We start from the raw sequence: 24,985 nt of genomic DNA on the forward strand, positions 1-24,985 counted from the left end.
ATGCTCCGCTTAATCCGACACCGCGTTACCAGCCCTATCACCATCCTGATTCTGTTTAGCCTGATCCTGGCTGTAACGGTTTGGTATCTCGGCCCACTTCTGGCATTCGGCAATATCCGGCCTTTCGACCCCATCTCAGGCCGACTGATCGCCATCGCTGTAATCGCTGCACTCACGACCATCACTATCCTGATCATCCTGCTGCGCCGGCGCTCACGCGACAGCCAGATAACAGAGGCAATCACAGATAATGCGTCCAAGCCAGTGGACGATGAGGAAGAGAACGTTAAGGCAGAACTTGGCGAACTGCGCAATCGGCTGACCGAAGCGCTTGGCTTTCTCAAGAAATCAAAACTCGGCGGCCGTTTTGGCACCCGTTATCTCTATCAACTACCCTGGTACATCATTATCGGACCTCCGGGAGCAGGCAAGACCACCGCCATTGTCAATTCAGGTCTCCAATTCCCGTTGGCGGAGCGCATGGGCAAGACAGCCATAGGTGGCGTCGGCGGCACCCGAAATTGCGACTGGTGGTTCACAAACGAGGCGGTTCTGATCGATACCGCCGGACGCTACACGACCCAGGACAGCAACAGCGACGCAGATGGAAAAGCCTGGACCGGCTTTCTGGAGATGCTCAAGAAATACCGCCGCCGCCAACCCATCAATGGCGCAATGGTGGCCATCAGCCTGTCGGATTTGTCCATTCAGGACGAGGAGGCCCGCCGTACCCACGCCCGGGCGATCAGAACCCGCCTGCAAGAGCTGCGTCAGCGTCTGGGTGTCCGATACCCGATTTATATCATATTCACGAAAGCCGATCTGATTGCCGGTTTCCAGGAGTTCTTTGAAAACCTAGGGTCAGAAGAGCGCGAGCAGGTCTGGGGTTTCACCCTTCCCTACGAGAAGGCCTCTCGTGAATCGGATCCAGTCGCAGCCTTTAATACCGAGTTCGATGCTCTGGTCACTCAGCTGTCCAACCTCAGCCTTGAACGGATGCAGGCGGAGACCGATTATCAGCGCCGCAGCCTGATCGCCGGTTTCCCGTCGCAGATTGCGTCCTTGCGCAGCGTGGCGGATGCCTTTCTCGGCGACATTTTTCATGAAAGCCGCTACGAGGACAGTCAGTTTCTGCGCGGCGTCTATTTCACCTCTGGAACACAAGAGGGAACGCCCATCGACCGGTTGATGATGGGCATGTCGCAAACTTTCGGCATCGGGCGTCAGGCCTTGGGCAGTGGCCAGGGCAAAGGACGCAGCTATTTTCTGACACGGTTGCTCAATAGCGTTATTTTCCGCGAGTCCGGGCTTGTTTCTGCCGATGACATCGTGGAACGGCGATATCGCTGGATCAAGGGCGGTGTCATTGCCTGCGGCATACTCACGCTCGTCGGCGCTGCGACTGTCTGGACCAACAGCTACCTGGGTAATGTTACTCTGGTCGCCGATGCCCGCTCGCAGGTTGATGAGTTCCAAAAGGTCTCCAAGAAAATTCCTGGAAGCCCCATCGCTGATGCAAATCTCACGGAGATCGTGCCTGCGCTTAATACCCTGCGCGATCTGCCGGGCAACCCAGCCGCCACTGATCCCGAGCCACCGGTTGAACTGACTTTCGGTCTTTACCAGGGCGACGCCATTGGAACAGAGTCCGCTCAGGCGTACCGTGGTGCGCTCAACACGCTCTTATTGCCGCGTCTTCTTTTCCGACTTGAGGAACAGCTACAGACAAACATAAACAATCCGGAGTTTCTTTTCGAAGCCTTGAAAGTCTATCTGATGCTCGGACTTCAGGGGGCAATGGATGCTGATACCGTCAAACAGTGGATGCTCGCTGACTGGTCTCTGGAATTTCCAGGACAGGATCAATTGCTGCTCGATCTCTCTGGCCATCTGGACGAACTTGTAAACCAGCCCATGCGACGTATTGCGCTCAATGGTCCGCTGGTTGAACAGATCCAGTCTCTGCTTGCTGAAACTCCGCTGGCAGAACGCATCTACCAAAGTATTGTGAAAGCACCCGCGACCCGCGCGCTGAAGACCTTTCGTATCACCGATGTCGGCGGGCCAGCCGTTTCGCGGGTCTTCCTGCGCACATCCGGCACGCCGCTCAGCGCCGGTATCGACGGCGTATATACGTATCAGGGCTTCCACGCTTATTTCCTACCTCAACTGGCCACCGTCAAGGAGAGGGCCATAGTCCAGAACCTGGTCCTTGGAACGAAGGCCGAGGACATATCGCCGGACACGTTTGAGCGCCTCGGCCGAGACGTGCTTGCTCTCTATGAAAATGACTATGTTAGCCAATACGACGAACTACTGGCAGACGTCGACATTATCCCTATGGAAAGCCTGGGTCAGGCGACACAGGTGATAAACATACTTTCGGGTCCGACCTCCCCGGTTCGCAATCTTCTGGACGCAGTTTCGCAGCAGACGAAGCTGACGCAGTTACGGGGAAGTAACGCTGTCAAGGAAAACAGCGGCTCCCTTGTAGCAAAATTGGCGCGAGACGAGGTTGTCACGACCCTCAGTGCAGAGGATACGCCAGTGTTCGAAGCGCTAAGTTCAGCAGTCGCGAGGAGCACCGCCGGCCAGGTAGATGCCTCTCCAGGGAAGTTCGTCGAAGACCGTTTCCGACCTTTGCACGAGCTCGTCAACAAGGTTGATGGTGCCCCCTCTCAGCTGGACGGTGTTATCCAGCGCATGGCCGCTGTATTCGACGAACTCAACCGCCTGTCTCTCGGCCAAAACTCAGGTGCCGCGATCGTCGGGCAGAAAGGAACGGCTGCAAATGAATTGCAGGCGACGATCACGCTTTTACCGAACCCTCTTCAGCGTTGGATAGCCCAGGTTGTTGCAGCGTCATCAGGGGCTGCCGTCGGCGGCGCACGTACCGATTTGAACGCCAAGTGGCAAGCCGATGCGCTGCCGTTCTGTAAACAGGCAATCAACGGGCGCTACCCCTTCGACCGTCAGGCAAAGGCCGACGTTGCACTCAAGGACTTTGGCAAGTTCTTTGCTCCGGACGGCCTCATAGATAGCTTTTTCAAAGAAAACCTCGCCCCCTTCGTCGACACCTCCACAAACCCTTGGCGCCTGCGACAGGTTAATGGGGTCGACATCGGCATCTCCAATGCAGTGATCGGGCAGTTCCAGAAGGCCCGGGAAATTCGCGACAGTTTCTTCCTTGCCCCTGGGCTGCCGTCGATCACATTCGACATCAAACCCGTTGCGCTGGATCCAAATGTAGAGCAAGCAACAGTCGAGATCGATGGCCAACCCGTCATCTATGCGCACGGACCTCCTGAAGTCACACCACTCACCTGGCCAGGTCAGGCCGGTGGCGGGCGTACCCGTGTTGCCTTCTCACCGTCCCGCTCCGACGTGAAGAACTCCATTCAACGAGAAGGCCCATGGGCCTGGTTCCGTCTGCTGGACACGGCGGAGGTGCGCCGGACAAATGTTTCAGATCGAAACCGAGTGATCTTTAACCTTGGGGGCAGGATCGCGATTTTCCAGCTCCGGGCCGGGTCCGCACTGAACCCGTTCACGATCTCTGCGCTGGACAGCTTTTCCTGTCCGAGTTCGCTATGACCGGGAGCAACACGCAATTCGGCTGGTACGGCAAAGTCCCCTGTGTCGGCGATTTCATACGAAAAGGCCTGTCCCCTCAGTTCATCAGCGCTTGGGACGCCTGGATGCAAGGGATCCTGATTGACGGCAAGGAAGCACTCGGAGACCGCTGGCAGGCCTGCTATGTCAGCGCTCCAATCTGGCGATTTGCCCTCTCGGCTGGCTTTTGCGGACCGCGCCCGATCGCCGGCATCCTGATGCCAAGTGTGGACCGGGTTGGCCGCCAGTTCCCGCTATGCCTCGCGATGGAAGATCCCATAACCGAGGCCGGTGCAACGGCTTGGACCACATACCAAGCCCTTCAGCCTGTGTTCCCTCAACTCGAGGAGGCTGCCTTGGCAATGCTCGATGACAAGGCAGCCATAACGGACATGGAAGAAGCCCTCGCGCAACTCCCGCCGCTCAATGTAAAAATGCAATCGCGGGTTTCCCGGCTCGGCTCAGCGACCGCCTTGGTGACAAACGGCCTCATCGAGCAACAGATTCCCGCCCTTGCAACACAAGCACCAGCAACGCTTTGGACCTCTGCCTACGGTGGGATGAACCGGATGTTTTTCGCTCCGGAGATGCCGCAGGGACGGGAACTGGCCGCAGGCCTTTTCGACCTCCAGGCAGCTTCCTGGCAACTCTAATGAGCAATGTAATAGAGGCTATTCACATGACCCAAAGCTCGCTCCTGGGCCGCAGGTGCCACAGCGCAACGACGCACGTCGGCTACGTGCGCAAAATTAACGAGGACGCAATCCTCAGCAGACCAGAACTCGGCTTATGGGTCGTAAGCGACGGCATGGGCGGCCACACGGGCGGCGACTTTGCCAGCCAAACAGTGGTTAGCGCCATGAACCAGCTGCCAGTAGACCTTGAACCAAGCGAAATCATGCAAGAGGCGCGAACGGCTCTGCACAAAGCTCATACAACAATCAAGACAGAAGCCGCCCGGCGCGGGAACGGGATGATTGGCGCAACGGCCGTCCTGCTGGTCCTCTCAGAAGAGCACTTCATGTGCCTTTGGGTTGGCGATAGCCGGCTCTATCGTTTGCGAAATGACGTCTTGGACATGATCAGTTTCGACCATTCGGTCGTTGGCGAACTCGTCGAACAGGGACGACTGACCTGGAGCGAGGCCGCGCAGTATCCCAATAGCAACCAGATCACACGTGCCGTCGGTGTCGGCGATGTCTTGGAAATCGACAAGCGCAGGGGTGACATAATGCCAGGGGACCGCTTCCTGTTATGTTCCGACGGTCTATCTCAATATGCAGATACAGAGATCCTGCAGCAGCATCTTTCCGACCGTCCGATAGAGACCGTTGCCGATGATCTGCTAACGTTGGCCCTCAACGGCGGCGCTTCGGACAATGTCTCCATCATCGCAGTAGAGGTCTGAAGCAAATGCCATGTTTCTGCACCCTACCAGCAGATGCGGCCCGCAACAGGTTTTCCATGGGGCTCACGCCGATGCTGCCTACGGCCCCCCTTAGCCTACAGCTTGCTGCCGCGCTTCCAGGACTAGACCCGGCAAACCGGCTCGACATGCAAATCGCGGCCGGGTTCAATCCTACAACCATACCCAAAATGTACTTTGGCGGCGGCGGTCTGGCCAACATCTCGATGATGCTCTCAATGATGGTGGGCACTTTTGTACTTGATGACCTGCCTCAGCTCGAGTTCCAGATGGAACAGGCCGCGACCAGCATCACACGCAACCTCTGGCCCAGACTCGGCTGGCTGGCAACTCTCAGAATGCAACCCTTGCTAAACTATTCCCTCATAGCAAGGCTTGTCCTGGATCTTAGAGCGCTGGGGATCGACCCCTTCTCGGTAACGGCCTTCCCGTCCTCGACCCTCAGCCCCAACTTTAGATTTGCACTCACTCCTCCGCATCTAAAAATGGCTGGGTTTGTGGCCAGTCTGCCAAGGTTAATGACCTTGAGCGAGTCGCTCAACATCCCGCCGTTGGGGGAAACAGGCGCGGTTTCTGCACTTCAGAACCGATTGAGCGGACTGGCAAGCCTGTCACCGCCCAGTCTTTTAATCCCAATGCCCCTTCTCACCAAACTTGCACTGGTGCTTGAATCCCTTGCCACCATCAATATGGCCTTTGGTGACGGTTTTTCCCCCTCTACACTGGGACGTGTGAGGCTGATGCTCTCCCTTTGGAGCAAGTTCGGTATTCCCATCCCTCTTCCGGCTTTGGCGCTGTCGCAAAAGCTTGACCTCCTGCCATCTCTCGAGGATATCCAGTTAGGCGAGAGCGTAGCTCCGTCATTAGGCGCCGCATTTGCAGGGCTCAATTTCTCTCCGCCAAAGCTCGCCATTGCCCCCTTCCTGAATATCGTTTTGGCACTGCATGGATCACTCCAATTTGCCATCGACATGGAGCCCTTCGACATGTGCAGCATGTGTCCGTGTTCCTGAACCTTCCATTGAGGCGATACGATTGAAGTCCTTCCACTTAGCGGAACTTGGATCTCTCCGGGCGCTATCCCTTGATGTCTGCCGATAGTCCCAGCCACCATTCGGCTCAAAAACACCATAGAACCAGATTTACGGATAAATCCTAAGCCCATAGCTGGCTGGCAAATCATAGATCCGGAAAGAATTTCGCGACAAAATGATATTTTTGACGTTGGAGCTGAACCTTTTGGGCTTGAAGCTTAACCTACCAACACAGTGGAAGGCACCGCGCCCGCAGCAGTAATCTGCAACGAGCCTTCGAGTTTTCAACGCATCAAGAAACCAAAGACACGGGAACTGACGCCATGAGACTTTTGGTAGGCCTGCTCATAGCCCTGTCTATCGCTTCAGCTCCCTTTGGCTGGCACTATGCTCACCTCAAGTTTGCTGCGCCGCCACCTCCCCCGCCCGTGATCGACACCACGGACCTGAGAGAACAGGTTGCCACCCTTGAGAGCGATGTCCAACTGCTTAGAGAACGCATTGACGGACTGGACGCGAGAACCTCGCTTGGACTGACAGGCAGAACCAACGACAACGAGCCCGCTCCGGCGAACCCCGGAGCCTCCGACACTTTGAAAGACTCCTTTGCCCAGGTCGTGCTGATCGCGGACCGAAGATCAGCTAACGAAGGGTTGACGGTTTCAACGCCATCCTTTCTGCGAAAACTCATAGGCCTCCCGCGCGAGGGTTTGACCGATGACTGTCAGTCGGCGACAAACCCAAAGCTGAAAAGCCTTCTTGCTACGGAAGATGTCGGGCCGATCAAGGCCCGGATGCTGCGCCCGGCTCTAGCATCGCTTCGCCAAGTCTTTGCCAATGTGCAGGTATTCGAACCGGAACTATATGCTCGGATCAAGAGCGCTGGATCACTCTGCGTACGCCGGATCAGAGGCTCAATCAGCTCGGCTTCCGCGCATGCCTATGGGCTGGCTGTCGACATCAATATTGACGGCGTCCTCGACACTCTGGCAGACGGCAAGACACAGCTGGGTCTCATCCTTCTGGCAGACTTCTTCAAAAAGGAAGGATGGATCTGGGGGGCGGGCTTTAGCCGTGAAGATTCCATGCATTTTGAAGTTAGCCGCGATAAACTTCTGCAATGGCGCCGTCTGGGTGAGATCTAAGTGTGAGCTCTCAATATGGCTCATCAGCGCGGAGCAACCACTCTACAAATGAGTGGTCTGTGCTCTCCGAAGGGCTATAGCCATTTAGCACCGCAGACCTTGCTTCGCTTGGGCGAAAACCGTATTGCGCCTGAAACTGCCGATAGAAAGATGAGAGATTGGTAAACCCGTATTCATAGGCAATCGAGCTGATCAGCATTTTTTCATTCGCCTTCGCGATCGCTTTATAGCAAGCCGCTAACCGACGATTTCGTATAAATTTGGCTACGCCGCCCTGTTGCTCAAAGAGATAATAAAGTTGACGACGAGAAACCCCAAGATGGGCACAGATCGTCTCCGGGGTGAGGCGTGGCGACTTCAGGTTGCCATTTATGAACCGCCGCGCCCGATCAAATTGAGCGGCTGCGATTGGTAATTTCGCGGCGTCCAGCGTCGCCGGTGTTTGCGCGATCATCGCCCTCAAAAGATGACCGAAAGCATCACTCACCGCAGAGGCGTCTGCTATCGTCAGATCTTTTGCTTGGTTTTCGAGGGACATCAGGAAGCTGCCAAGAATATTTGACATCGGACCTGTCACCTGTTGATGCGCAGCCCGGTCCAGCTTGTCGGCAACATCCCCAAAATCATCACGGCTGAAAAAGAATGCAGAGTAATTCGTAGCATCAATCTGGCCGACAAACGGGGTCGCGTAGGAATGAAGGACAACCCCGCCTGCCGCCGTATCGAACCCACTGTCTGCGCTCTCGGCGGCAACGTTTCCCTTGGTTATGACGCTCAGGCACCAATGATCAAACCCGGATTTACGGATGATATTTTCTGTATATTTGAAGCTCATTGGAGCGACTTCAAAATTGGTCAATTGAACTGAACCGAGATTGTAAGCCTCTGCACTGGCAATAAAACCGTCACGGACCGGCGTCAGCGACTCCAAATCACACATTGCAGCCGTAAAGTCGCACCAGGCGCCAAATTGCTCTTCCTGACGAAAGTCCTCGGTCGAGAATTTAAACCCCGGAATTGGCTTTTTCTCTGTCATGAAGGTATCGGCTTCGTTCAAGTCCATTTCGCCTTTCAAGCATGCCCGAGATTGTGAATTACCCGATGAAATCCATTGTAGCTGGATTTTCAGCCTCGCTGACACCCCCTACAATGAGCCATTGTGTTGCACAAATCACAATTCATGTGACGGCATCACCGACAATAATCCAATGAGTTCACCTTAAAATTAAACGAGCTTCTTTATATCATCATTTTGAATGATTTGATTGATGAAGCTCCTCTATCCAACAAATGCAAAACAAATTCGTTTTCATTTGGACCACTCATGTAGGGCAGACACCTGTCTCCCCAAGTACTCTTGATAGGCTCCCTTGCATTCTGGCGCAAATGGGTTTTCCCAGAGCTGAGTGAAGACGGACGAGCAATACAGCCGTCTCAAACGCCGCTATTTCACGCGGAAGTTAACCGGGACGGTGAGCGTGCGTTTAACGTTTGGCGGCGGTGCTGGTACCGGTGATGCACGTTTGACCATAGCAACAACCTCGGAATCCAGAGCCTGGAAGCCGGATGATCTTGCCAGGCGCACAGACAGAACCACACCGGCTTCGTCAATCTTGAATCTGACATATGCGGTGCCTTGCTCTCTACGCGACTTTGAGCCAGCCGGATAGCGCTTACGCCTTTCCAGGTGGGCCAGAAGACGCGACGTCCATTTTGCAGGCGAAAGTGACGAGGCCCCACCCGACGACCATCGCCGCGCTGCTGTGCGCTGCGAACGTAGAACTTTGGCCTTTGCCTTAACCTTTGCGGCCGAGGCTGCAGTCTGTTTTTGGGGGCGAGTTTTTTTCTTTTTTTTGTTCGAAGTTTCCTGCGACTTCTTCACAGGAGGCTCCGGCCTTGCCTGCGGCAATGGAACAGCGACATTCTCGTGGAGCCTCAGGGGTTCTTCTATAATCTCTTCCGTTTCAGCAGGCTCTTCCACAAAAGGCACCTCCTCGGACACATCCTCAGGCGTATCCGGTAAAGGCTGATCCGGTGCCTTAATTTCCTTGATCGCGTGGCTTGCCTCGCTCGTTTCTCGATCAGGTGTTATATCGTCCGTTTCCGTTTCTTGCGCTTGGTCCTCCATCGCAAGATCGACCATGATGGCCGGTGGCGGCGCGTTCTCCGCAACCACAACCAGCGGATCTATCAGAAACCACGCAATGATTCCGGCATAGACCCCAAGAACAACAAGCGTCGCACCTACCCAAGACAGAGCTTCACCATAGTGCCCATCGCGCCACCGCAATGTCGCTCGATCGGGTATCATTCGCTCACGCCCGCCGGCTTGCCCACCAACTCTTGGAAGGCTCCCGAGTTATCGGGTGGCCCAGCCCCAGTTCTAACCCCAGGCTGAATCTCAGAGCCAGCCTGCCGAGCGATTGCAGGAACCGTTTCCAGGCCGACAAGGGCGATCTTTAGATAGCCAGCATCACGTAACAGGTTCATCACTGCCATCAGCTGCTCATAGGCTACCGACTTGTCAGCACGCAAAAAGATACGTGTTGCCTTATCGCCTTCAGATGCTGCAACAAGCGCGCTCTGTAAACCCTCCCGTTCGACAGGGTTCTCACCCAAGTTTAGTGTCAGATCGGACTTCAACGATAAATAAAGCGGCTCGGCAGGCCGTTCCTGAGGTTTGGCCGTTGAGGCTGGAAGGTCAACCGGGATGTCAACGGTCGCAAGAGGGGCTGCCACCATGAAGATAATCAGCAGGACAAGCATCACATCGATGAAGGGTGTGACGTTAATTTCGTGGTTTTCTTCGAACTCATGTTCACTGCTGTTGCGAATCCCCCCTGCCATCTGCCTTACTCTGCCGCCTTGGTAATGCGAGGGTCAGTTTCATGCCGTTTGGCCTTTCGACAATCCAGATCGAAACTGACCAACTGTTCAACTGCAGCTGCAACATCGGCCAGAAGATGCCTGTACCCGGCAATGGAGCGGGCAAAAACGTTGTAGATGACAACTGCCGGGATTGCGGCGACAAGACCGATAGCCGTTGCCAATAATGCTTCGGCAATGCCGGGTGCAACAACTGCCAAGTTTGTAGTCTGTGCCTCGGAGATTCCGATGAAGGCATTCATGATGCCCCAAACCGTGCCGAACAGCCCGATAAAGGGGGCGGTCGAACCGATTGTGGCAAGCAAGCCGGTTCCACGCGATAACCTGCGCCCGGCCTGCGCTTCGATACGCGACAAACGCGAGACGACCCGTTCGCGGATACCGGCGTTACCTGCCCATTCCAGAACGTCGGCAGACCGGTCAATCTCATGTTCGGCGACACACACCATTAAAGCGCCGGGACCGCCCCGGTCGTGCATGATCAGCGCGGCCTGATCGAGATTGGATACAGAGCTAAGGTCAGCCAGTACACGCTTGGCCCGCCATCTGGCACATGCAATGGCGACGGACTTTGCAAGCCAGACAACCCATGTAGCCAGATTTGCAATCGCCAGACCGATCATCACGGCCTTTACCACCCAGTCTGCCGCCATGAACATACCCCACGGCGACAGATTATGAGGCAGATCGGAGCGTGTATTATCGCCCTGCAAAGGCCCATGCAGAGCCGTCATCAAATGACCAAGGGCACCTACCGGATCCTCAAGAAATTCTGGCGCGGCGGCTGGATTTGCTAAATCAACACCCGGCCAACTAGACACTTCAACATTGCCATTTTCAATATTCTCAAAGCCCATTTGAGGATCAGCCAACGGATCCGATTTCTCATTTTGCAGTGGAATGACCGCAGCTGGCTTCCCCGTATCATTAATCTGTTCTACGGCCTGTTGGCCGGACTTTTCGTCATGAGCTTGAGAGGCAAGCGCAGATTCAGTTTCGGAAGGGGGTATCACAACAGGAAGCTCCGAAGAGGCATCAGCCACAGGAGCAGGTGTGGACAGCACCGCCGGAGGCTGCAATGGCTCCGATGCGGTTTGCGCCAAACCTGCGGCCGGCACAAAGACAAACAGCAAACCCACGATCACAAGCATGCGATGGCAGAGCAAACTCAGAGCCTTTGTCCAGACGACTGTAACTTGATGGCCCTGTTCCATTTTCATTCAGGTCTCTCATTTGCATGGCAATCACGGGGAGGTAATCTGTCGGACAGCTCAATCGAAGAATTCACGTACCAGCTCGCGGACCCGCTGGAATGCGGCCTCAGCTCCAGCAATCGCAACTCTCTCCTGCTCATCACTCAACGGGACTTCATCCAACGCAGCTGTAAATGTTCGCCAATGCAGACCTCGGCCTTCCGGAGCGGCTGAGAGATGGCGTGCGCCGAATATTTCCGAGAGCCCAATCGCTGCAGCAGCTTTGAGGAGGAACGCCGCGCCGAGATTGGAGCCCTCTGCGACATAGAGCCAACCGAGAGCCCTGGGCAGATCTTTCCCATCAACAAAGATCGGCTCAGTTTTCATGGCCGGTAATTCATTGCCGAGATCCACCAAATCCTGCGCAATAAGGTCCAATCGACGACGCCTATCAAGATCCGGCAGCAATTTTGCCAAGATCGGATCGCTGAAGAGGGCATCGATATCACGATGGAAGGCGTACTGGACTTTCAAGAACACACTGTAGCGCGCTCGACTGGAGAACGGCTCATGCGCCATGATCCCGGCGTCCAGTTTTTCATGCACAGTATGTGTTGCCGCCTTCAAGCATTTGGTTCGACTTTCAAACACAGGCCGAATCTCAACATCAGTCATTGTCATAATCATATCTCCATTATTTGAAGCACACAGCACTGGGCTGCCGGGCATTACCTGAAACTCTCAAAACAAAAATTCGAGACAGGCAGCACATGTCTTGAACAAGGACGTTTTCAAGGCTTCAATTTTTCAGGCTTTCTGATGATTTGAAATATCGAACGAGAGATGGCCTCTTTAAGGCAGGTTGTGGGCGGAGTGAAACCGCCCACATTGCAACCATCAGAATTTGGCGGTCAAAGATGCGTAAAATGTCCGCCCAGGTCCCGGTTGCTGAACCAGGCTCAAAGGATCGACGTAATACTGATCGGTCAGGTTTTCCACGCGAAGGGATGCAGTCAAGTTATCTGTAACCTTGTAGTCGGCGAAAGCATCGACCAGCGTATAAGGATCCCAATCGATATTACTGATGAAGTTGCTGGAACCGGTGGCCGTTACTTGGCCGTGATCAACAGCACGTGGCCCGATGTGGGTCACCCGTCCACCCAATGTCAGGGCATCGTCAAAGAAACGTTTGGAAACTGAAAGATTGACAGAATACTCAGGCGGCACCTGGTTGGTTGCATAGTCCGCATATAGCGACGTGTTCTCACATGTGTCGCTGGTGATGCAGAACTCTACATTTGTATAGTAGTTCGCACCAAGCTCCGCCATAAACCCGCCCCACTCATAGCGACCAGACAGCTCCAAACCGGAAAATTTGGCTTTGTCGAGATTGTAAATGTGCATCGACGAGATGCCACCTACAGTCTTCCATTCCCGTGCGATATAATCGTCAATCGTCCAGTTGAAGTACCCAAACTTGATCATTCCGGTATCCTCTGACGAAAGAATACCTTTGTGAATCAGATTTGTTCCAACCTCCCAATTACTCGCGCGCTCAGGTGTAACCTCTGGGCTGACATTCATGGTAAATCCTGAGCCGGACTCGACCAGACTTGGTGCGCGCATCACATTGGAATAATTTACGTAGAGCTGAATGTTCTTGAGTGGCTCCAGCGTGATTCCAGCTGATGGACTCCAGCCATCTCCCTGGGTCTTATTGTCATAGCTATAACCTGGTCGAGGCAAATAAGGGTCGTTGCGGTCTTGGGTCCAATAGCGCTCATACCGGAGACCAGCATTGACCGTCAGCCAGTCCGTTGGCTTCCAGGCCGCCTTAGAGAAAGCAGCAACCTGCTGTCGCTCGCCATCACGATAATCAAGCCAGGTCTCCAACTCCTTGGTAAAGGCACTGGGCTTGGTATCTTCGCGCAGAAAGTTCAGCCCATAATTCAGGTCAAACGCACCCCATCTGGTATCAAAGTTTGACTTGTTCTTGAGATCCGCACCCAACATCACAATGTCAGAGCCAGTTCGATATCCCTCCGGCAGCCCCAAGCTAGCGAATGACACCCCATATTCATTACGCCGGGGGTTACGAAGTTCCATATTCGTGCGCCACAAGTTGGCTTCAAGATTGATGAGATCACTGTCTACTGGCTGCCACCGATAGCGTGCTGCGAAAGTATCTAGCTTCGTACCCGTCGTCTGGGCCTGCTGTATCGGTTGTGAGCGATTACTGGTGAGCTGGGATGCGAAACGATCACCAGCCTCACTGCGAAATCCGCTGTATGAAAGCTTAATGCTGTGGCCATCGCCAAATCGTCCGGTTGCCTTGGCCAGAAACGACTTGGTCTCCAGCTGAGTATTGAGCACTTCTTCGCCAGCACGGTAATTGGTTAAACCGGTATTCACATAGTAATTGGGATAGGTAGTACAGATCCATGTACAGACTGTCTGTTCGCCTAAGTCGATCGCTTCGGCCGATTTGCCGTTTGTACCGGCATGGTAATTTCCTTGCTTCCGGTAAGCATATGCCGCGAGAAGATCGAAATTTTCGCGCTGAACTGCGGCCGCCAAGCTAACCGAACCACTCGTCGGCTCCAGAGGGTTGGGACGATCCAGTCCTTGCTCGGATGGCGTCGCCCTGTAAATGCTGAGCCCGCCGTAGCCACCAACAGCGCCATCGACCGGGCTCGAAGTGTTGGTGCCGAACCCGCCTTTTGCCCGAATTCCGAACCACTTTCCGTCTTCGACAATATCGCCGGCATCAACCGTCCGCATGGCGACTGTCCCGGCAATGCCACGGGAGGATACGTCAGAGCCCTTACTAATCTCGACGCCTTCCAGCAAGTCCGGATCCATGTAAGTCCGGTTCGAAATGCCCTGATAACCCTGATACACATTGGTCGCGTTTTCTGCGCCATCAATCGTGACGGCGACGCGCCCCATTCCCTGCATGCCCCGGATGTTTACATCTACGGCCCCGGCTCCATTACGAGCCTCACCGGACATGACGCCAGGCGTGCCACGGAAGATATCAGCAGGGCTGCTGCCCCGATAATGGTCGATGGTCTCTGATGAAATATAGTCCGTAGGTGCGGCGGTCTCATAAGGCATAATCGAGGGATTGCCGCCAACAACTGTAATCACGTCCAGCAACATTGAACCATCTTCATTCACGAATGCCGCTGCCCCCTCAGCATCCGTGATGACGACTGATTTGTCGTTGCTAAACCGATAGCTCAATCCGCTCCCACCCAGAAGACGGGCAAGCGCCTGCTCCTTCGTTGCTGATCCGGAAAGCCCTGCGGAGCTTCGCCCTTCAACAACCCCGGACAGATAACTGACCTGAAGTCCGGCCTGACGGCCAAACGCAGCCAGCGCGTCTCCAAGAGTACCTGCTGGAACCGAGAAACTCCGTGTTTCCACGCCCTGGGCAAAAACTGTACTGCTTGTGCTCACAGCGGTTATGCAGATCGCCGTCGAGACCATAAGCCCTGCAACAAACGCCCTGCCTGTATTCGCACCGCTTCGACCGATCCGATACGTTTTAACACCCATAATACGCCACTCCACGAGTTTCTATCTGGAGGACCTGCGGTGCCTGATCATTGGGTATAAGCAGCCTCTGTAGACTGTTACAAACAAGGCTCGGATTTATTCTCTAAATTCGGAGATTTTTTTTTAAAAAGGTGAAATTACCGTCAGAAACGAGGATATCTGCCGCACTTGACCACCGACCGGATGAACCACAGCTTCCAGCGCCCGGATTGGATCTGTCAGATCAAATACACCACTCACGAGCTGTTGGCTTATGAACGGATCCGCCATGACGATGCGTCCTGGCATCCAGTGGCCAACACGCGCCACCAGTGCTGACACTGGCTGACGTTCGGCAACGATGAGATTGTTGCGCCAGGAGGCAATCAAACTTGAATCCCGCGTTCCGCGCGTAACCTGGCCAGAGCCTGCATCAAGCATTGCCCACTGCCCTGATCCCAGTTCAACAGGCCCATCATGAAATCCCATGGCCACTTCTGCACCACTGGCCTCGACCACACCGTGTTCGACCCCAACCATTCGCATGTCGGCGTCTGACACCACGTCGAAACGCGCCGATTGCGCCGTAATCTCAAGTTCTGATGCCTTTACAGAGAAAGCTCGGGACGTCTCCTCACCGACATCGAAAAAAGCCATTCCTGCAAGCAGCTCCACCTGTCTTCGCTGGGGGGTGAACGAGAAGGCAATGGCGCTCGACGGCCCCAAAGTGACGTTGCTGCCATCGGGAAGCGAGACCTTGAGAATTTCCGCAGTCCCGGTGATGTGATCTGCACGGGCCCTCACAAGCGCGCCCGGTACGACAAAATACCCCGCACCGGTAACGCCAAATGCCACGGCAGCACCAACAATGAAGTTTCGCCGGCTAAGTCCATCGTGGCGCTCAGCCTTGCGTTGCTCACCCAGAATCTGGCCTGAGGCACCATGGATCCTTGCCACCCGTTGCCAGACCCGCTCATTGTCCGGCCCGCGTGCGCGCCATGCCTGAATGACTTTCAGAGAAACGGGGTTTTCGGGGTCACTTTGCAAGCGGATGGCCAGATCAATAGCTTCATCCATGAGCCTTTCGTCAGTCTGTTCAACTTTGCTCATTATGAGACTACCAACACCTGAAGAAATGGGTGACGCAAGCAAAAGCGCAAAGGTGAAACATTCACCCTCTGATACTTAATACAAACAAGCGACGCAAATTTTCAACCAAAGCTCCAAATATTGACTCAAAAGTCATCAACCCGCTTCAGAAGATGCCGATAAGCCTCATGGATCAGGCCCCAAGTGCGCGTCTTCGATAGGTTCAGTTCCTTGGAGATATCGGCGATCGTGCGTTCGCCGAGGCGGCTCATCTCGAAAGCCTTTCGAGTCCGTTCAGGCAACTCCGCTAACGCCACCTCCACCTGATCAAGGCACTGGCGTGAATAAACGACTGTTTCAGCCGATGGAGCCGGATCGACTAGCTCACCGACATCATCACCGTCCAAATCGGCGAAACGCACCAGTCGTTCTCGTCGCTGGTAGTTGAGGCTGATATTCTTGGACACTTTGAATAAATAGGCCCTTGGATTGTCTTCCCCTTCACTTTCCTTTGGCGCAGAAACCAGAACCCGAAGAAAAGTATCATGTGTCAGGTCAGCCGCTGTCTCCGGCGTATGGCCCCGTCTCCGCAAGAAGCGGTTGATTTCACGCGAATGCTTTTGGAAGAGCTTGTGCAGGTCCCATGTCATGCGGACAAAACTCCATTCTCAGCACTGCACACGCTGAGAAGCCCGGCATGACATAAATGATGTACTGATCGGCACTCATATAAGCCCCGCAAACAGAGCAGGTTCTTAATATGGGTTAGGTGAGACATACGTGTGTGCACTCTCAGAAAAACAAAGGTACTGGCCCGACACCAGACCAAATTCCGCAAACGGTCTTTAGAGGGTTTAAATTCGTCGTTCAATCCCAATGATTTAGACTAATTCCAATAATGCATGTAATGGCCAGTTAAATCCATGATTTAATATGATTTTTAAACTCAAGTTTTTATTGATGCACATGCATTTACGGCCAGATTCATGCTCACCACTCTAAAATCGCATACTTGTAATTTTCAGATCATTTGTTGCAAAAAAACAGCACTCTGAGAAATGCCTTTGCGGCACAGTAGAGGCGAAGTAGGCTAAGCATTCGCATCCACCAACAGAATTGCGCCATGAGGCTCTGTTTGCTGTTGAGCGCAGTCCACACCGTTCATCTTGTGCCCCCGTTTTCTCTGTCCAGTGTCAAAGCGTCTGAAATTTCGTTGCCAAGCTGAGCGAGAGCTGGTCGGCGAAGCGAGCGGAGGCGACGGGCAGAATTCGGCCGCGTTTCTGGCCAAAGTAAAGCAATCCGGAATAGACATCCCGTTCGTCAAGTTTGCGACTTACCAGTCTTTCGTCGTCCGCGATTTCATCTGGAGCACCGATCGGGATCTGGAACGTCAGTGCCTTTTCTTCAAGGATATACTTCTTCAAAAACTCGAAGGAATTGGACTCGATCGACGGCGACAGATGCAAGGAGGTCAAGGCCACAGATTTCTGCAACAGCTGTCGCCCCCCAAGATTGGTCGTCGGCAGAGCCAGCGGAAACTTGAGGCAGTCCCTAAGCCTCAGGACCTCCTTTTTGGCCAAGGGGTGGTCGGCGACCATGATCGCGCGCAGCTCCTGACGGGCGGCTACGGAAACTTCAAATTCAGCCATTTGGGCGGAATCGAAGACGAGGGCCAGATCGACGGAATAATCGATCAGCGCCTGCTCAGCAGCCAGATGATCAAGAACCCTGACGTCAAACGTCACTTCTGGAAATGCCTTGCGGTACTTCGCAATCTCCTTCGGCAGAAAATAAGGCGTCAACGCTTGGCTGCAGGCAATGCTGACATGACCGCGGCGCATTCCCGACAGATCCGCCAGCCTGGATTTAAGCCGATCTGTCTCGGCGATCTGATTGCGGATGTGGAGAATGACCATCTCGCCTGCCGCGTTCAGCCGGACACCATGGGGCAGGCGTTCGAAGATCTGCTCGCCCAATTCCTCTTCGAAAGCCTGCACACGGCGATGCAAAGCCGACGGCGTGATCGCCATTTCTTCTGCCGCCTTGCGAATGGATCCGGTTCTGGCGACCACGTCGACCAGTGCCATCGTCGTTAAATGTCTCATCTCAAACGCACTTCTGCCTGCCCTGTTTTTTCGAACGGTCTGTAAAGTTTTTAGCAGAAGACAGCGACACGATTCAATTCCACTCTCCCTGCAAGTTTACCGCGTTCTTCAGGAGCAAGTGCAGGCCAATGTCGGATTTGACGCAAACGACCCTGGCTTCATCCAATGGTGCTCGTCATGAGGACCGATGGACCAGGGAACACGAAGCTGTCTCTTTGGTCCGTCGTCGCAGCCGTGAGCGCCCGATAAGGTTCGGCGCTCTGCCTGAGACTGTCGAAGTTGATCTTGCGACCTGCGCTTTTGTTGTCATCGACATGCAGAACGACTTCCTGCATCCGGAAGGTTGGTTTGCGGCGGAACGGGGCGCTGATGTGTCACCGCTCAAAACGCCAATCGTCACCATTAATGAGCTGTCTCGCGCTTTTCGTCAGGCTGAAGTGCCCGTTGTCCATCTCAACTGGGGTGTTCGACCGGACGCAGCCAATCTGCCGGCAAATGTACTCGACAAGGGCAGTGATTGCGGCACACGTGCTGGATATGCGGACAGGATCGGCTCAGGCCCAGTCCTGGTATCTGGCGAATGGGGGGCACTCAGTCTTGAGGCCATCCAGGTCGAGCCTGACGACATCATGGTCAACAAGCACAGGCTCTCCGGTTTCAGGGACAATGAGTTCGACCAAATCCTCCGGCGTTTCGGAATCACCACTTTGTTCTTCGCAGGCGTGAACATCGACCGCTGCGTATTCGCGACGCTGATGGACGGTGCCTTTCAAGGCTATGACGTGATCCTCGTCGAAGACGCCTGCGCAACAGTTTCCCCTGAGTATGTCACCGAGGCGATCCTGTATCTCGTCCGGCTTCTCTACGGCTTTACCGCTGAGAGCACTGACCTCCTCAAGGCGCTTACTTCACCCAAATGACATGACGCATCAGACAGGGAATATATGCATGACCAAAGGACTTGACCGTAGAAAACTCCTTAAAACCGCAGGCGCAATGGCGATCGCCAGCGCCTTGCCTATGCCCGCGATTGCGGCCGGTAAAACCAAGTTGAAAATGGTGCTGAACTGGCGCTATCAGGGACCACAGGCTTGGTTCTTCCTGGCTCAGGACAACGGCTATTTCGACGAAGCCGGTCTTGATGTCACCATGGACCAGGGAAGTGGTTCTGGTGCGGCTGTCGGTAAGGTCGCCGGTGGTGCGTATGATGTCGGGTTCGGCGATGTAAACGCCTTGATCCGTCTTGCCGCAACCAAACCTGAAGAAGCACCGATCTGTGTCTACCAGATGTACAACAAGCCGCCGTTCACCGTCGCGGTTCTGGCCAAGAGTGACATCAAGACAGCGAAGGACCTGGAGGGGCGCAAGCTTGGCGGAGCGGCAAGCGATGGCGCGCTGAAGCTGTTTCCTGCCTTTGCGAAGGTTGCAGGCATCGACACCTCAGGCATTGAAATTCTGAACTTCAAGCCGAACCTGCGCGAGCAGATGCTGAAAAGCGAGCAAGTCGAAGGCGTCTTTGGCTACGTCAACACGATCCGCTTCTCAGCCAAATTGTCCGGCATGGACCCAGACAAGGATATCCGATTCATCAGTTATGGCGATTACGGCATGGATCTCTATTCCAACGGCGTAATGGTGTCCAAGGCACTGGCTGCGGAAAACCCGGATGCGGTGAAGGGCCTTGTCAGAGCCATCAACAAGGGCGTTGCAGATACCCTGACTGATATGGACGCCGCCATTGATGCAGTCGCAAAGCGAGAAGCCCTGATCAATAAGGAAATCGAGAAAGAGCGCCTGATCGCCACGCTTGAAGATGAGATGGGACATCCGGAGTTGGCCAAAACAGGTCTGGGCAACGTGGATCCGGTTCGATTCAAGAAAGCCATCGATCTCGTAGTCGAGGCCAATGACCTGCCGCGCACACCGGCGATGGATGAGATCTTTACCACCGCGTTCCTGCCGCCGGAAGACGAACGCATTTACAAACTGCTTTAAGGACATTTTCACGTGGATTTCGACCTGAAAGGCCGTGTGGCGGTCATTACCGGCCCCGCCAAGGGGATGGGCGCTGCCGTCACACGGAAGTTTGCGAAACAAGGAACGGATCTCGCCCTGCTGGGGCGAGATACCGCAGCCATAGAACCTGTCGCAGATGAATGCCGCGCTCTGGGCAGCAAGGTGATCATCATCGGTTGTGATATAACAGATGAAGATGTCTGTCAGGCCGCTGCCCGGCAGATTGATCGGGACTTTGGCCGGATCGATGCCCTGATAAATGTGGCTGGAGGCACCGGTCCTATTGGCAAGACCGGAGCGCAAACCACTGCTGAGGAATTCGACCAGATCGTTCATCTCAACATGCGCGGGCCGTTCAACATGGTGCGCGCGGTGGTGCCGATCATGCAGCGCCAACGTTACGGCAAAATCGTCAATGTCGGTGGGACCTTCGGCATGCGCGGTCGTTCGGGCAGGCTTGCTTATTCCAGCTCGAAATGGGGCCTGCGTGGGCTGACCAAAAGCTTTGCGTTGGAGCTTGGCGCAGACAATATCAACGTCAACTGCGTCGCACCCGGAATGGTCGATGGTCCGCGGTTTCGCGACAAGGTCGTGCCGGAAATGGCTGGCAGGCTTGAGATTACCGAGGACGAGGCCGCTCGGATACACGCCGATGACTATGCGTTGAAACGCATTAGCACCGATGAGGACGTCGCCAATGGCGTGCTGTTCCTTGCATCCGACGTATCTCGACAAATCACTGGCGTCGATCTGCCTGTCGACGGCGGCTGGGCAGCCCTATGAAATACGGAGAAACAGCCCGTGACTGAATACGCAGATCTTATCCTGAGCGGAGGCACAGTTGTTTCCGAAACGACAAGTTTCGAGGCCGACGTCGCCATCAAGGACGGGCACATCGTTGCTGTCGGCGAGGCCGCTGCCATGCCATCCGCCGCCGAAACTGTGAGTGTCGCAGGTCTCCATCTTCTGCCGGGGGCTATCGATATGCATGTGCATTTTCGAGAGCCTGGCTACACCCACAAGGAAGACTGGGGAACGGGAACGTCTGCGGCCGCCATGGGCGGCGTGACCACTGTCTTCGAGATGCCCAACACCAATCCGCCAACCCGTTCTGCGACCGAGATGAAAGCCAAGCAGGTCGCAGCTGAAAAAGCATGTGTCGATTTCGGCCTGTATGGGCTCCTTGCGGAAGACAATATCGATGAGCTTCAAGGGCTGATTGAGGCTGGGGCGAATGCCTTTAAATGTTTTATGGGCAACACCTTCGGCAACCTGCCGTCACCATCGACCGGCGCCATGCTTGAAGGCTTTGAAATCCTCGCCAAGACAGGCCACAGAATTTCGCTCCATGCGGAAACTGCCTCGATCATGGCCTTGCGTCAGCAAAAACTGCAGGCGGCGGGCTGCAACTATCCATTGCACCATGTGGCGGCCAGACCCGATATCGTGGCGGTGGAGGCTGTCGCAAGGGCAGCTCACCTCGCCGAATGGACGGGCGCGCGGATCCATGTGTTACACATCTCGTCTGCTGCCGAGCTCATTCCGCTTGCGGATGCCAAACGGCGCGGCGTTGATATCACCGGCGAAACCTGTCCCTGCTATCTGCTTTTGAACACATCTGACTACGACCGGCTCGGCAGCGTCATCCGCGTTAATCCGCCGGTGCGCGAGGCACAGGACAGCGCTGGTCTCTGGGACGCCTTGCTGTCCGGCGTGGTCGACATGATCGCAACCGACCACGCCCCGCATCTGCCAGAGGAAAAACGCAAGGATATCATTTGGGAGGCCGATTGCGGTTTTCCGGGCGTCGAAACACAGATGCCGCTCATGCTGACCCAGGTAGCCGAAGGCCGGATGTCCCTTGAGCACTACGTCAAGATTTCCGCTGTCAGTCCGGCGAAGTCTTTCGGGCTTTGGCCTGTCAAGGGGCGCATCGGCGTCGGCGCACATGCCGACATCGCGGTGGTGGATTTAAACCGCAAGGAAACAATCAAGGCGGAGCGCCTTCATTCAAGGGGCAAAATCACCCCATTTGAGGACGTGGAAACCACCGGCGCGCCGGTTCATACGCTGGTTCGCGGTGCCTTTGTGCAACGCGATCGGAGTCTTGTCACCGGCATGGCCGGCCATGGCCGCCAGGTAACCGACATTCAACAGATGCCAGAACCTGCGCCGAAAAACGCAGACCGCTTCCTCAGCAGTGTATTGGCCGGGAAATCCTTATGACTGTATCTCGACCGCTAGTTGCACAAAACACTGCCCAAACCACTGATATTGCGAACCTAACTTCGCCGCTTGTCCGTTTCGAGGATGTGTCCGTCAGCTATGGCAATGGCGAAAACGCGACGCTCGCTCTGACTCCAACAACCCTATCCGTGACGAAGGGGGACTTCATTGCCCTTGTCGGTCCCTCCGGTTGCGGCAAGTCGACGATCCTCAAACTTGTCAGCGAACTCCTGCAACCAAGCTCCGGATACATCTATTTCGCGGGGCGAGAGCTTGGAGCAAAGCCGATCCGTGTGGGCATGGCGTTTCAGAGTTCCACTTTGCTGCCATGGCTGACGATCCGCGACAACGTCATGCTGCCGCTCAAGATAGTCCGCCCTTTCCGGCAACAGTACCGTTCCAAGCGTCGGGGCGAGTTCAAGGACAAGGTTGATGCGCTGCTTGAGCAAGTCGGGCTGATCGACTTTGCCGAAAAGCATCCCTGGCAATTGTCAGGCGGCATGATGCAGCGGGCAAACCTGTGCCGCGCGCTGGTGCACGAACCAGATCTCCTGCTTCTGGATGAGCCCTTCGGAGCGCTGGACCAGTTCACCCGTGAAGAACTCTGGTCGACCCTTCAGGACCTTTGGATGGCAAACAATACGACCGTTCTGTTGGTCACCCACGACTTGAGGGAGGCTGCCTTTCTGGCGAACCGGGTTTGCGTCATGAGTGCGCGGCCCGGACGCATTCTGGAAGACCGTGAGATCGATTTCCTGAGACCCCGAAATATAGACATGACCTTTGAGCCCGATTTCGTGACGCTGGTCCAGCATCTTCGCGGCCTGATCGTCCGCCCCACCGGCAAAGCCGCACAGGAGGCTGCGTCATGAGCCCGGTCGTTCGCCAGAAATTAGCATCAGCTGCACTGATCATAGGTGTGTTCGTGTTTTGGGAGTTGTTTTGCCTTGTCGCGGGGATTTCGGACTTGGTGCTGCCGAGACCAACACAGATCGTTGCAACTCTGATCGAATATGCCCCGGCAATCTGGCCGCACGCGTATCAGACCCTCTACACCACGATGGTCGGGTTCTTCTTCGGTGTGATGATCGGTTTGAGCCTGGGGCTTTTGATCGGATCTTCAAAACTTGCGTTCGATACGGCCTATCCATTGCTGGTCGGGATTTCGTCAATCCCCAAGGTCGCCGTTGTGCCGATATTCGTGCTGTGGTTCGGTGCGGGCACTGTTCCGGCAATCCTGACGGCCATGATCATCTGCGTCTTTCCGATCGTAGTAAACGTTGCAACGGGGATCGCGACCGTCGAGCCAGAGCTGGAAGATGTGATGCGCTCGATGAAGGCCTCCAAAGCCGACATTCTGTGGAACGTCGGTTTTCCAAGGTCCATGCCGTATTTCTTTGCCTCGCTCAAGGTCGCCATCACCCTGTCGTTCGTCGGCTCGGTCGTCGCAGAAACAGTCGCCTCGAACAAGGGCATCGGCAACATGATGATGATCGCCTCGTCGTCCTTCAACGTGCCCCTGGTTTTTGCAGGATTGTTCGTTCTCGCCGTGCTCGGCGTGGCGCTCTATGTGCTCTTTTCCCTTATCGAGCGCCGGGTTACCGGCTGGGCCATGCGCAAAAGTGACATCACCTGATTGCCTCACCTTCATCTGTCTTTGAAATGAAAACCGACAAGGAGACAACACTATGAAAAAGTATCTACTCGGTGCCTTGGCTTTAGCCTTGCTTGCCTCATCACCAGCATTGGCTGAAAATACCAAAATCAAATTTACGCTCGACTGGAAGCTTCAGGGCATTCACGGTTGGTTCTATCTGGCCAAGCAAAAAGGCTATTTTGCCGACGAGGGTCTCGACGTCACAATCGATCAGGGCGAAGGCTCTGCAGCGACGGTGACACGCATAATCTCAGGCGCCTATGATGCTGGCTTTGGCGACATGAATGCCATCATTCAAACGGCTGCAACAAAACCTGATGAAGCGCCTGTCATGGTCTATCAGATGTATGTACAGCCTCCCTTTGCCGTTCTGGCCAAGGCTGATGGCCCCATCAAGACAGTCAAGGACCTGGAAGGCAAGAAGGTCGCCGGTGGCGCAGGATCCTCCGCAACCCGCATGTTGCCGGCTTTGGCAAAGAGCGCGGACATTGATCTGTCCAAGGTTGAGATCGTGAACGTTTCTCCCAGCATTCAGGAACAAATGCTGATCCAGGGCAACGTTGATGCGAGCCTCGTCTTCAACGTCACGGCCTATTTGAACATCATCGGACTTGGAATGGACCCGGAGAAGGATTTCACATTCTTCGGCTACGGGGATTCCGGCCTCGAAATCTACTCCAACGGCATCATGGTTTCTCAGAAGCTCCTCAAGGAAAAACCAGCGGCCGTCAAAGGCCTTGTCAAGGCGATCAATCGGGCAGTGATGGAAGTCATTGCCGATCCGTCCCTTGGCGGTGCAGCGGTCAAGGAAGTCGAGCCTCTCATCAAGGAAGACCTTGAGGTCAAGCGTCTGGAGTTTGCGATCAAGAACCTCATGACATCAGACGAGAGCCTCAAATACGGGGTTGGTGGCGTCGACATGGATCGGCTGAGCCGCAGCATCCTGGTGATCAAGGATCTCTACGACTTGCCGACAACTCCGGCTGCCACTGCGGTCTATACGGATGCCTTCCTGCCGCCGCTTGCAGAACGCACCCTTAAGTAAAACGGTAGAAG

General features: G+C 54.9%; 21 protein-coding genes. 12 read left to right on the top strand and 9 right to left on the bottom strand.

Going from position 1 to position 24,985, the window contains the following annotated elements; translation table 11 throughout:
• From tssM to V6575_RS00175, 5 genes are all read left to right on the top strand, one after another.
• Positions 1-3,594 (top strand): type VI secretion system membrane subunit TssM, encoded by a 3,594-nt coding sequence (gene tssM / locus V6575_RS00155; RefSeq protein WP_340271948.1) that lies wholly within the window; start codon positions 1-3, stop codon positions 3,592-3,594.
• Entirely contained in the window at positions 3,591-4,265 is a 675-nt protein-coding gene (tagF, locus tag V6575_RS00160) for a type VI secretion system-associated protein TagF (RefSeq protein WP_340271949.1), read from the top strand. The genes tssM and tagF overlap by 4 nt, the downstream gene beginning before the upstream one ends.
• On the top strand, positions 4,265-5,020 hold the full coding sequence (locus V6575_RS00165) for a PP2C family protein-serine/threonine phosphatase (RefSeq protein ID WP_340271950.1): 756 nt from the start codon (positions 4,265-4,267) through the stop codon (positions 5,018-5,020). The genes tagF and V6575_RS00165 overlap by 1 nt, the downstream gene beginning before the upstream one ends.
• Positions 5,021-5,091: 71 nt before the next feature.
• A complete protein-coding gene (locus V6575_RS00170; RefSeq protein WP_340271951.1) occupies positions 5,092-6,051 on the top strand; it encodes a hypothetical protein in 960 nt (319 codons plus the stop codon).
• Between the two features lie 344 nt (positions 6,052-6,395).
• Positions 6,396-7,217, top strand: coding sequence for a M15 family metallopeptidase (locus tag V6575_RS00175; protein WP_340271952.1), 822 nt, complete (start codon positions 6,396-6,398; stop codon positions 7,215-7,217).
• 10 nt (positions 7,218-7,227) lie between these two features.
• Here the strand turns inward: V6575_RS00175 and V6575_RS00180 are convergent, their stop codons facing one another.
• From V6575_RS00180 to V6575_RS00220, 9 genes are all read right to left on the bottom strand, one after another.
• The gene (locus V6575_RS00180) at positions 7,228-8,280 is read right to left on the bottom strand and encodes a helix-turn-helix domain-containing protein (protein WP_340271953.1); all 1,053 of its coding nucleotides are present in this window, start codon (positions 8,278-8,280) and stop codon (positions 7,228-7,230) included.
• A gap of 381 nt (positions 8,281-8,661) precedes the next feature.
• Complete coding sequence (locus tag V6575_RS00185; RefSeq protein ID WP_340271954.1) at positions 8,662-9,528, bottom strand: TonB family protein; 867 nt, start codon at positions 9,526-9,528, stop codon at positions 8,662-8,664.
• Positions 9,525-10,064: a TonB system transport protein ExbD gene (exbD, locus tag V6575_RS00190; protein WP_340271955.1), complete on the bottom strand. Its 540-nt coding sequence runs from the start codon at positions 10,062-10,064 to the stop codon at positions 9,525-9,527. Before exbD ends, V6575_RS00185 begins: the two co-directional genes overlap by 4 nt.
• A 5-nt stretch (positions 10,065-10,069) precedes the next feature.
• Positions 10,070-11,323 carry a tonB-system energizer ExbB gene (exbB, locus tag V6575_RS00195; protein ID WP_340271956.1) on the bottom strand — a complete coding sequence of 418 codons (1,254 nt, stop codon included), beginning with the start codon at positions 11,321-11,323 and terminating at the stop codon, positions 10,070-10,072.
• Between the two features lie 51 nt (positions 11,324-11,374).
• Positions 11,375-11,977, bottom strand: coding sequence for a biliverdin-producing heme oxygenase (locus V6575_RS00200; protein WP_340271957.1), 603 nt, complete (start codon positions 11,975-11,977; stop codon positions 11,375-11,377).
• A gap of 216 nt (positions 11,978-12,193) precedes the next feature.
• Entirely contained in the window at positions 12,194-14,857 is a 2,664-nt protein-coding gene (locus V6575_RS00205; RefSeq protein WP_340271959.1) for a TonB-dependent receptor, read from the bottom strand.
• A gap of 123 nt (positions 14,858-14,980) precedes the next feature.
• Positions 14,981-15,946, bottom strand: coding sequence for a FecR family protein (locus V6575_RS00210; protein WP_340271960.1), 966 nt, complete (start codon positions 15,944-15,946; stop codon positions 14,981-14,983).
• 125 nt (positions 15,947-16,071) lie between these two features.
• Complete coding sequence (locus tag V6575_RS00215; RefSeq protein ID WP_340271961.1) at positions 16,072-16,575, bottom strand: RNA polymerase sigma factor; 504 nt, start codon at positions 16,573-16,575, stop codon at positions 16,072-16,074.
• A gap of 543 nt (positions 16,576-17,118) precedes the next feature.
• Positions 17,119-18,030, bottom strand: coding sequence for a LysR family transcriptional regulator (locus V6575_RS00220; protein WP_340271962.1), 912 nt, complete (start codon positions 18,028-18,030; stop codon positions 17,119-17,121).
• A gap of 128 nt (positions 18,031-18,158) precedes the next feature.
• Here V6575_RS00220 and V6575_RS00225 point away from each other — a divergent pair, with 128 nt between their 5' ends.
• From V6575_RS00225 to V6575_RS00255, 7 genes are read left to right on the top strand one after another with little or no spacing between them, the layout of a single operon-like run.
• Complete coding sequence (locus tag V6575_RS00225) at positions 18,159-18,950, top strand: cysteine hydrolase family protein (protein ID WP_340271963.1); 792 nt, start codon at positions 18,159-18,161, stop codon at positions 18,948-18,950.
• A 28-nt stretch (positions 18,951-18,978) separates the two neighbouring features.
• A complete protein-coding gene (locus tag V6575_RS00230) occupies positions 18,979-20,025 on the top strand; it encodes an ABC transporter substrate-binding protein (RefSeq protein ID WP_340271964.1) in 1,047 nt (348 codons plus the stop codon).
• A 12-nt stretch (positions 20,026-20,037) separates the two neighbouring features.
• Complete coding sequence (locus tag V6575_RS00235) at positions 20,038-20,829, top strand: SDR family NAD(P)-dependent oxidoreductase (RefSeq protein WP_340271965.1); 792 nt, start codon at positions 20,038-20,040, stop codon at positions 20,827-20,829.
• 18 nt (positions 20,830-20,847) lie between these two features.
• Positions 20,848-22,272 (top strand): dihydroorotase, encoded by a 1,425-nt coding sequence (locus tag V6575_RS00240; RefSeq protein WP_340271966.1) that lies wholly within the window; start codon positions 20,848-20,850, stop codon positions 22,270-22,272.
• The gene (locus tag V6575_RS00245; RefSeq protein WP_340271967.1) at positions 22,269-23,144 is read left to right on the top strand and encodes an ABC transporter ATP-binding protein; all 876 of its coding nucleotides are present in this window, start codon (positions 22,269-22,271) and stop codon (positions 23,142-23,144) included. Before V6575_RS00240 ends, V6575_RS00245 begins: the two co-directional genes overlap by 4 nt.
• Positions 23,141-23,908, top strand: a complete 768-nt coding sequence (locus tag V6575_RS00250; protein ID WP_340271968.1) for an ABC transporter permease — start codon at positions 23,141-23,143, stop codon at positions 23,906-23,908. Before V6575_RS00245 ends, V6575_RS00250 begins: the two co-directional genes overlap by 4 nt.
• Positions 23,909-23,960: 52 nt before the next feature.
• Complete coding sequence (locus V6575_RS00255; RefSeq protein WP_340271969.1) at positions 23,961-24,974, top strand: ABC transporter substrate-binding protein; 1,014 nt, start codon at positions 23,961-23,963, stop codon at positions 24,972-24,974.
• The last annotated feature ends 11 nt before the right edge of the window (positions 24,975-24,985 follow it).

The sequence above is a fragment of the Roseibium algae genome, assembly GCF_037783265.1.
GTDB classification, from domain to species: Bacteria; Pseudomonadota; Alphaproteobacteria; order Rhizobiales; family Stappiaceae; genus Roseibium; species Roseibium algae.

Excerpts from the sequence above, each read along its gene's own strand:
- tssM (WP_340271948.1), top strand. The coding sequence starts at position 1 with ATGCTCCGCTTAATCCGACACCGCGTTACCAGCCCTATCACCATCCTG.
- tagF (WP_340271949.1), top strand. The coding sequence starts at position 3,591 with ATGACCGGGAGCAACACGCAATTCGGCTGGTACGGCAAAGTCCCCTGT.
- V6575_RS00165 (WP_340271950.1), top strand. The coding sequence starts at position 4,265 with ATGAGCAATGTAATAGAGGCTATTCACATGACCCAAAGCTCGCTCCTG.
- V6575_RS00170 (WP_340271951.1), top strand. The coding sequence starts at position 5,092 with ATGCTGCCTACGGCCCCCCTTAGCCTACAGCTTGCTGCCGCGCTTCCA.
- V6575_RS00175 (WP_340271952.1), top strand. The coding sequence starts at position 6,396 with ATGAGACTTTTGGTAGGCCTGCTCATAGCCCTGTCTATCGCTTCAGCT.
- V6575_RS00180 (WP_340271953.1), bottom strand. The coding sequence starts at position 8,280 with ATGGACTTGAACGAAGCCGATACCTTCATGACAGAGAAAAAGCCAATT.
- V6575_RS00185 (WP_340271954.1), bottom strand. The coding sequence starts at position 9,528 with ATGATACCCGATCGAGCGACATTGCGGTGGCGCGATGGGCACTATGGT.
- exbD (WP_340271955.1), bottom strand. The coding sequence starts at position 10,064 with ATGGCAGGGGGGATTCGCAACAGCAGTGAACATGAGTTCGAAGAAAAC.
- exbB (WP_340271956.1), bottom strand. The coding sequence starts at position 11,323 with ATGAAAATGGAACAGGGCCATCAAGTTACAGTCGTCTGGACAAAGGCT.
- V6575_RS00200 (WP_340271957.1), bottom strand. The coding sequence starts at position 11,977 with ATGACAATGACTGATGTTGAGATTCGGCCTGTGTTTGAAAGTCGAACC.
- V6575_RS00205 (WP_340271959.1), bottom strand. The coding sequence starts at position 14,857 with ATGGGTGTTAAAACGTATCGGATCGGTCGAAGCGGTGCGAATACAGGC.
- V6575_RS00210 (WP_340271960.1), bottom strand. The coding sequence starts at position 15,946 with ATGAGCAAAGTTGAACAGACTGACGAAAGGCTCATGGATGAAGCTATT.
- V6575_RS00215 (WP_340271961.1), bottom strand. The coding sequence starts at position 16,575 with ATGACATGGGACCTGCACAAGCTCTTCCAAAAGCATTCGCGTGAAATC.
- V6575_RS00220 (WP_340271962.1), bottom strand. The coding sequence starts at position 18,030 with ATGAGACATTTAACGACGATGGCACTGGTCGACGTGGTCGCCAGAACC.
- V6575_RS00225 (WP_340271963.1), top strand. The coding sequence starts at position 18,159 with ATGTCGGATTTGACGCAAACGACCCTGGCTTCATCCAATGGTGCTCGT.
- V6575_RS00230 (WP_340271964.1), top strand. The coding sequence starts at position 18,979 with ATGACCAAAGGACTTGACCGTAGAAAACTCCTTAAAACCGCAGGCGCA.
- V6575_RS00245 (WP_340271967.1), top strand. The coding sequence starts at position 22,269 with ATGACTGTATCTCGACCGCTAGTTGCACAAAACACTGCCCAAACCACT.
- V6575_RS00250 (WP_340271968.1), top strand. The coding sequence starts at position 23,141 with ATGAGCCCGGTCGTTCGCCAGAAATTAGCATCAGCTGCACTGATCATA.
- V6575_RS00255 (WP_340271969.1), top strand. The coding sequence starts at position 23,961 with ATGAAAAAGTATCTACTCGGTGCCTTGGCTTTAGCCTTGCTTGCCTCA.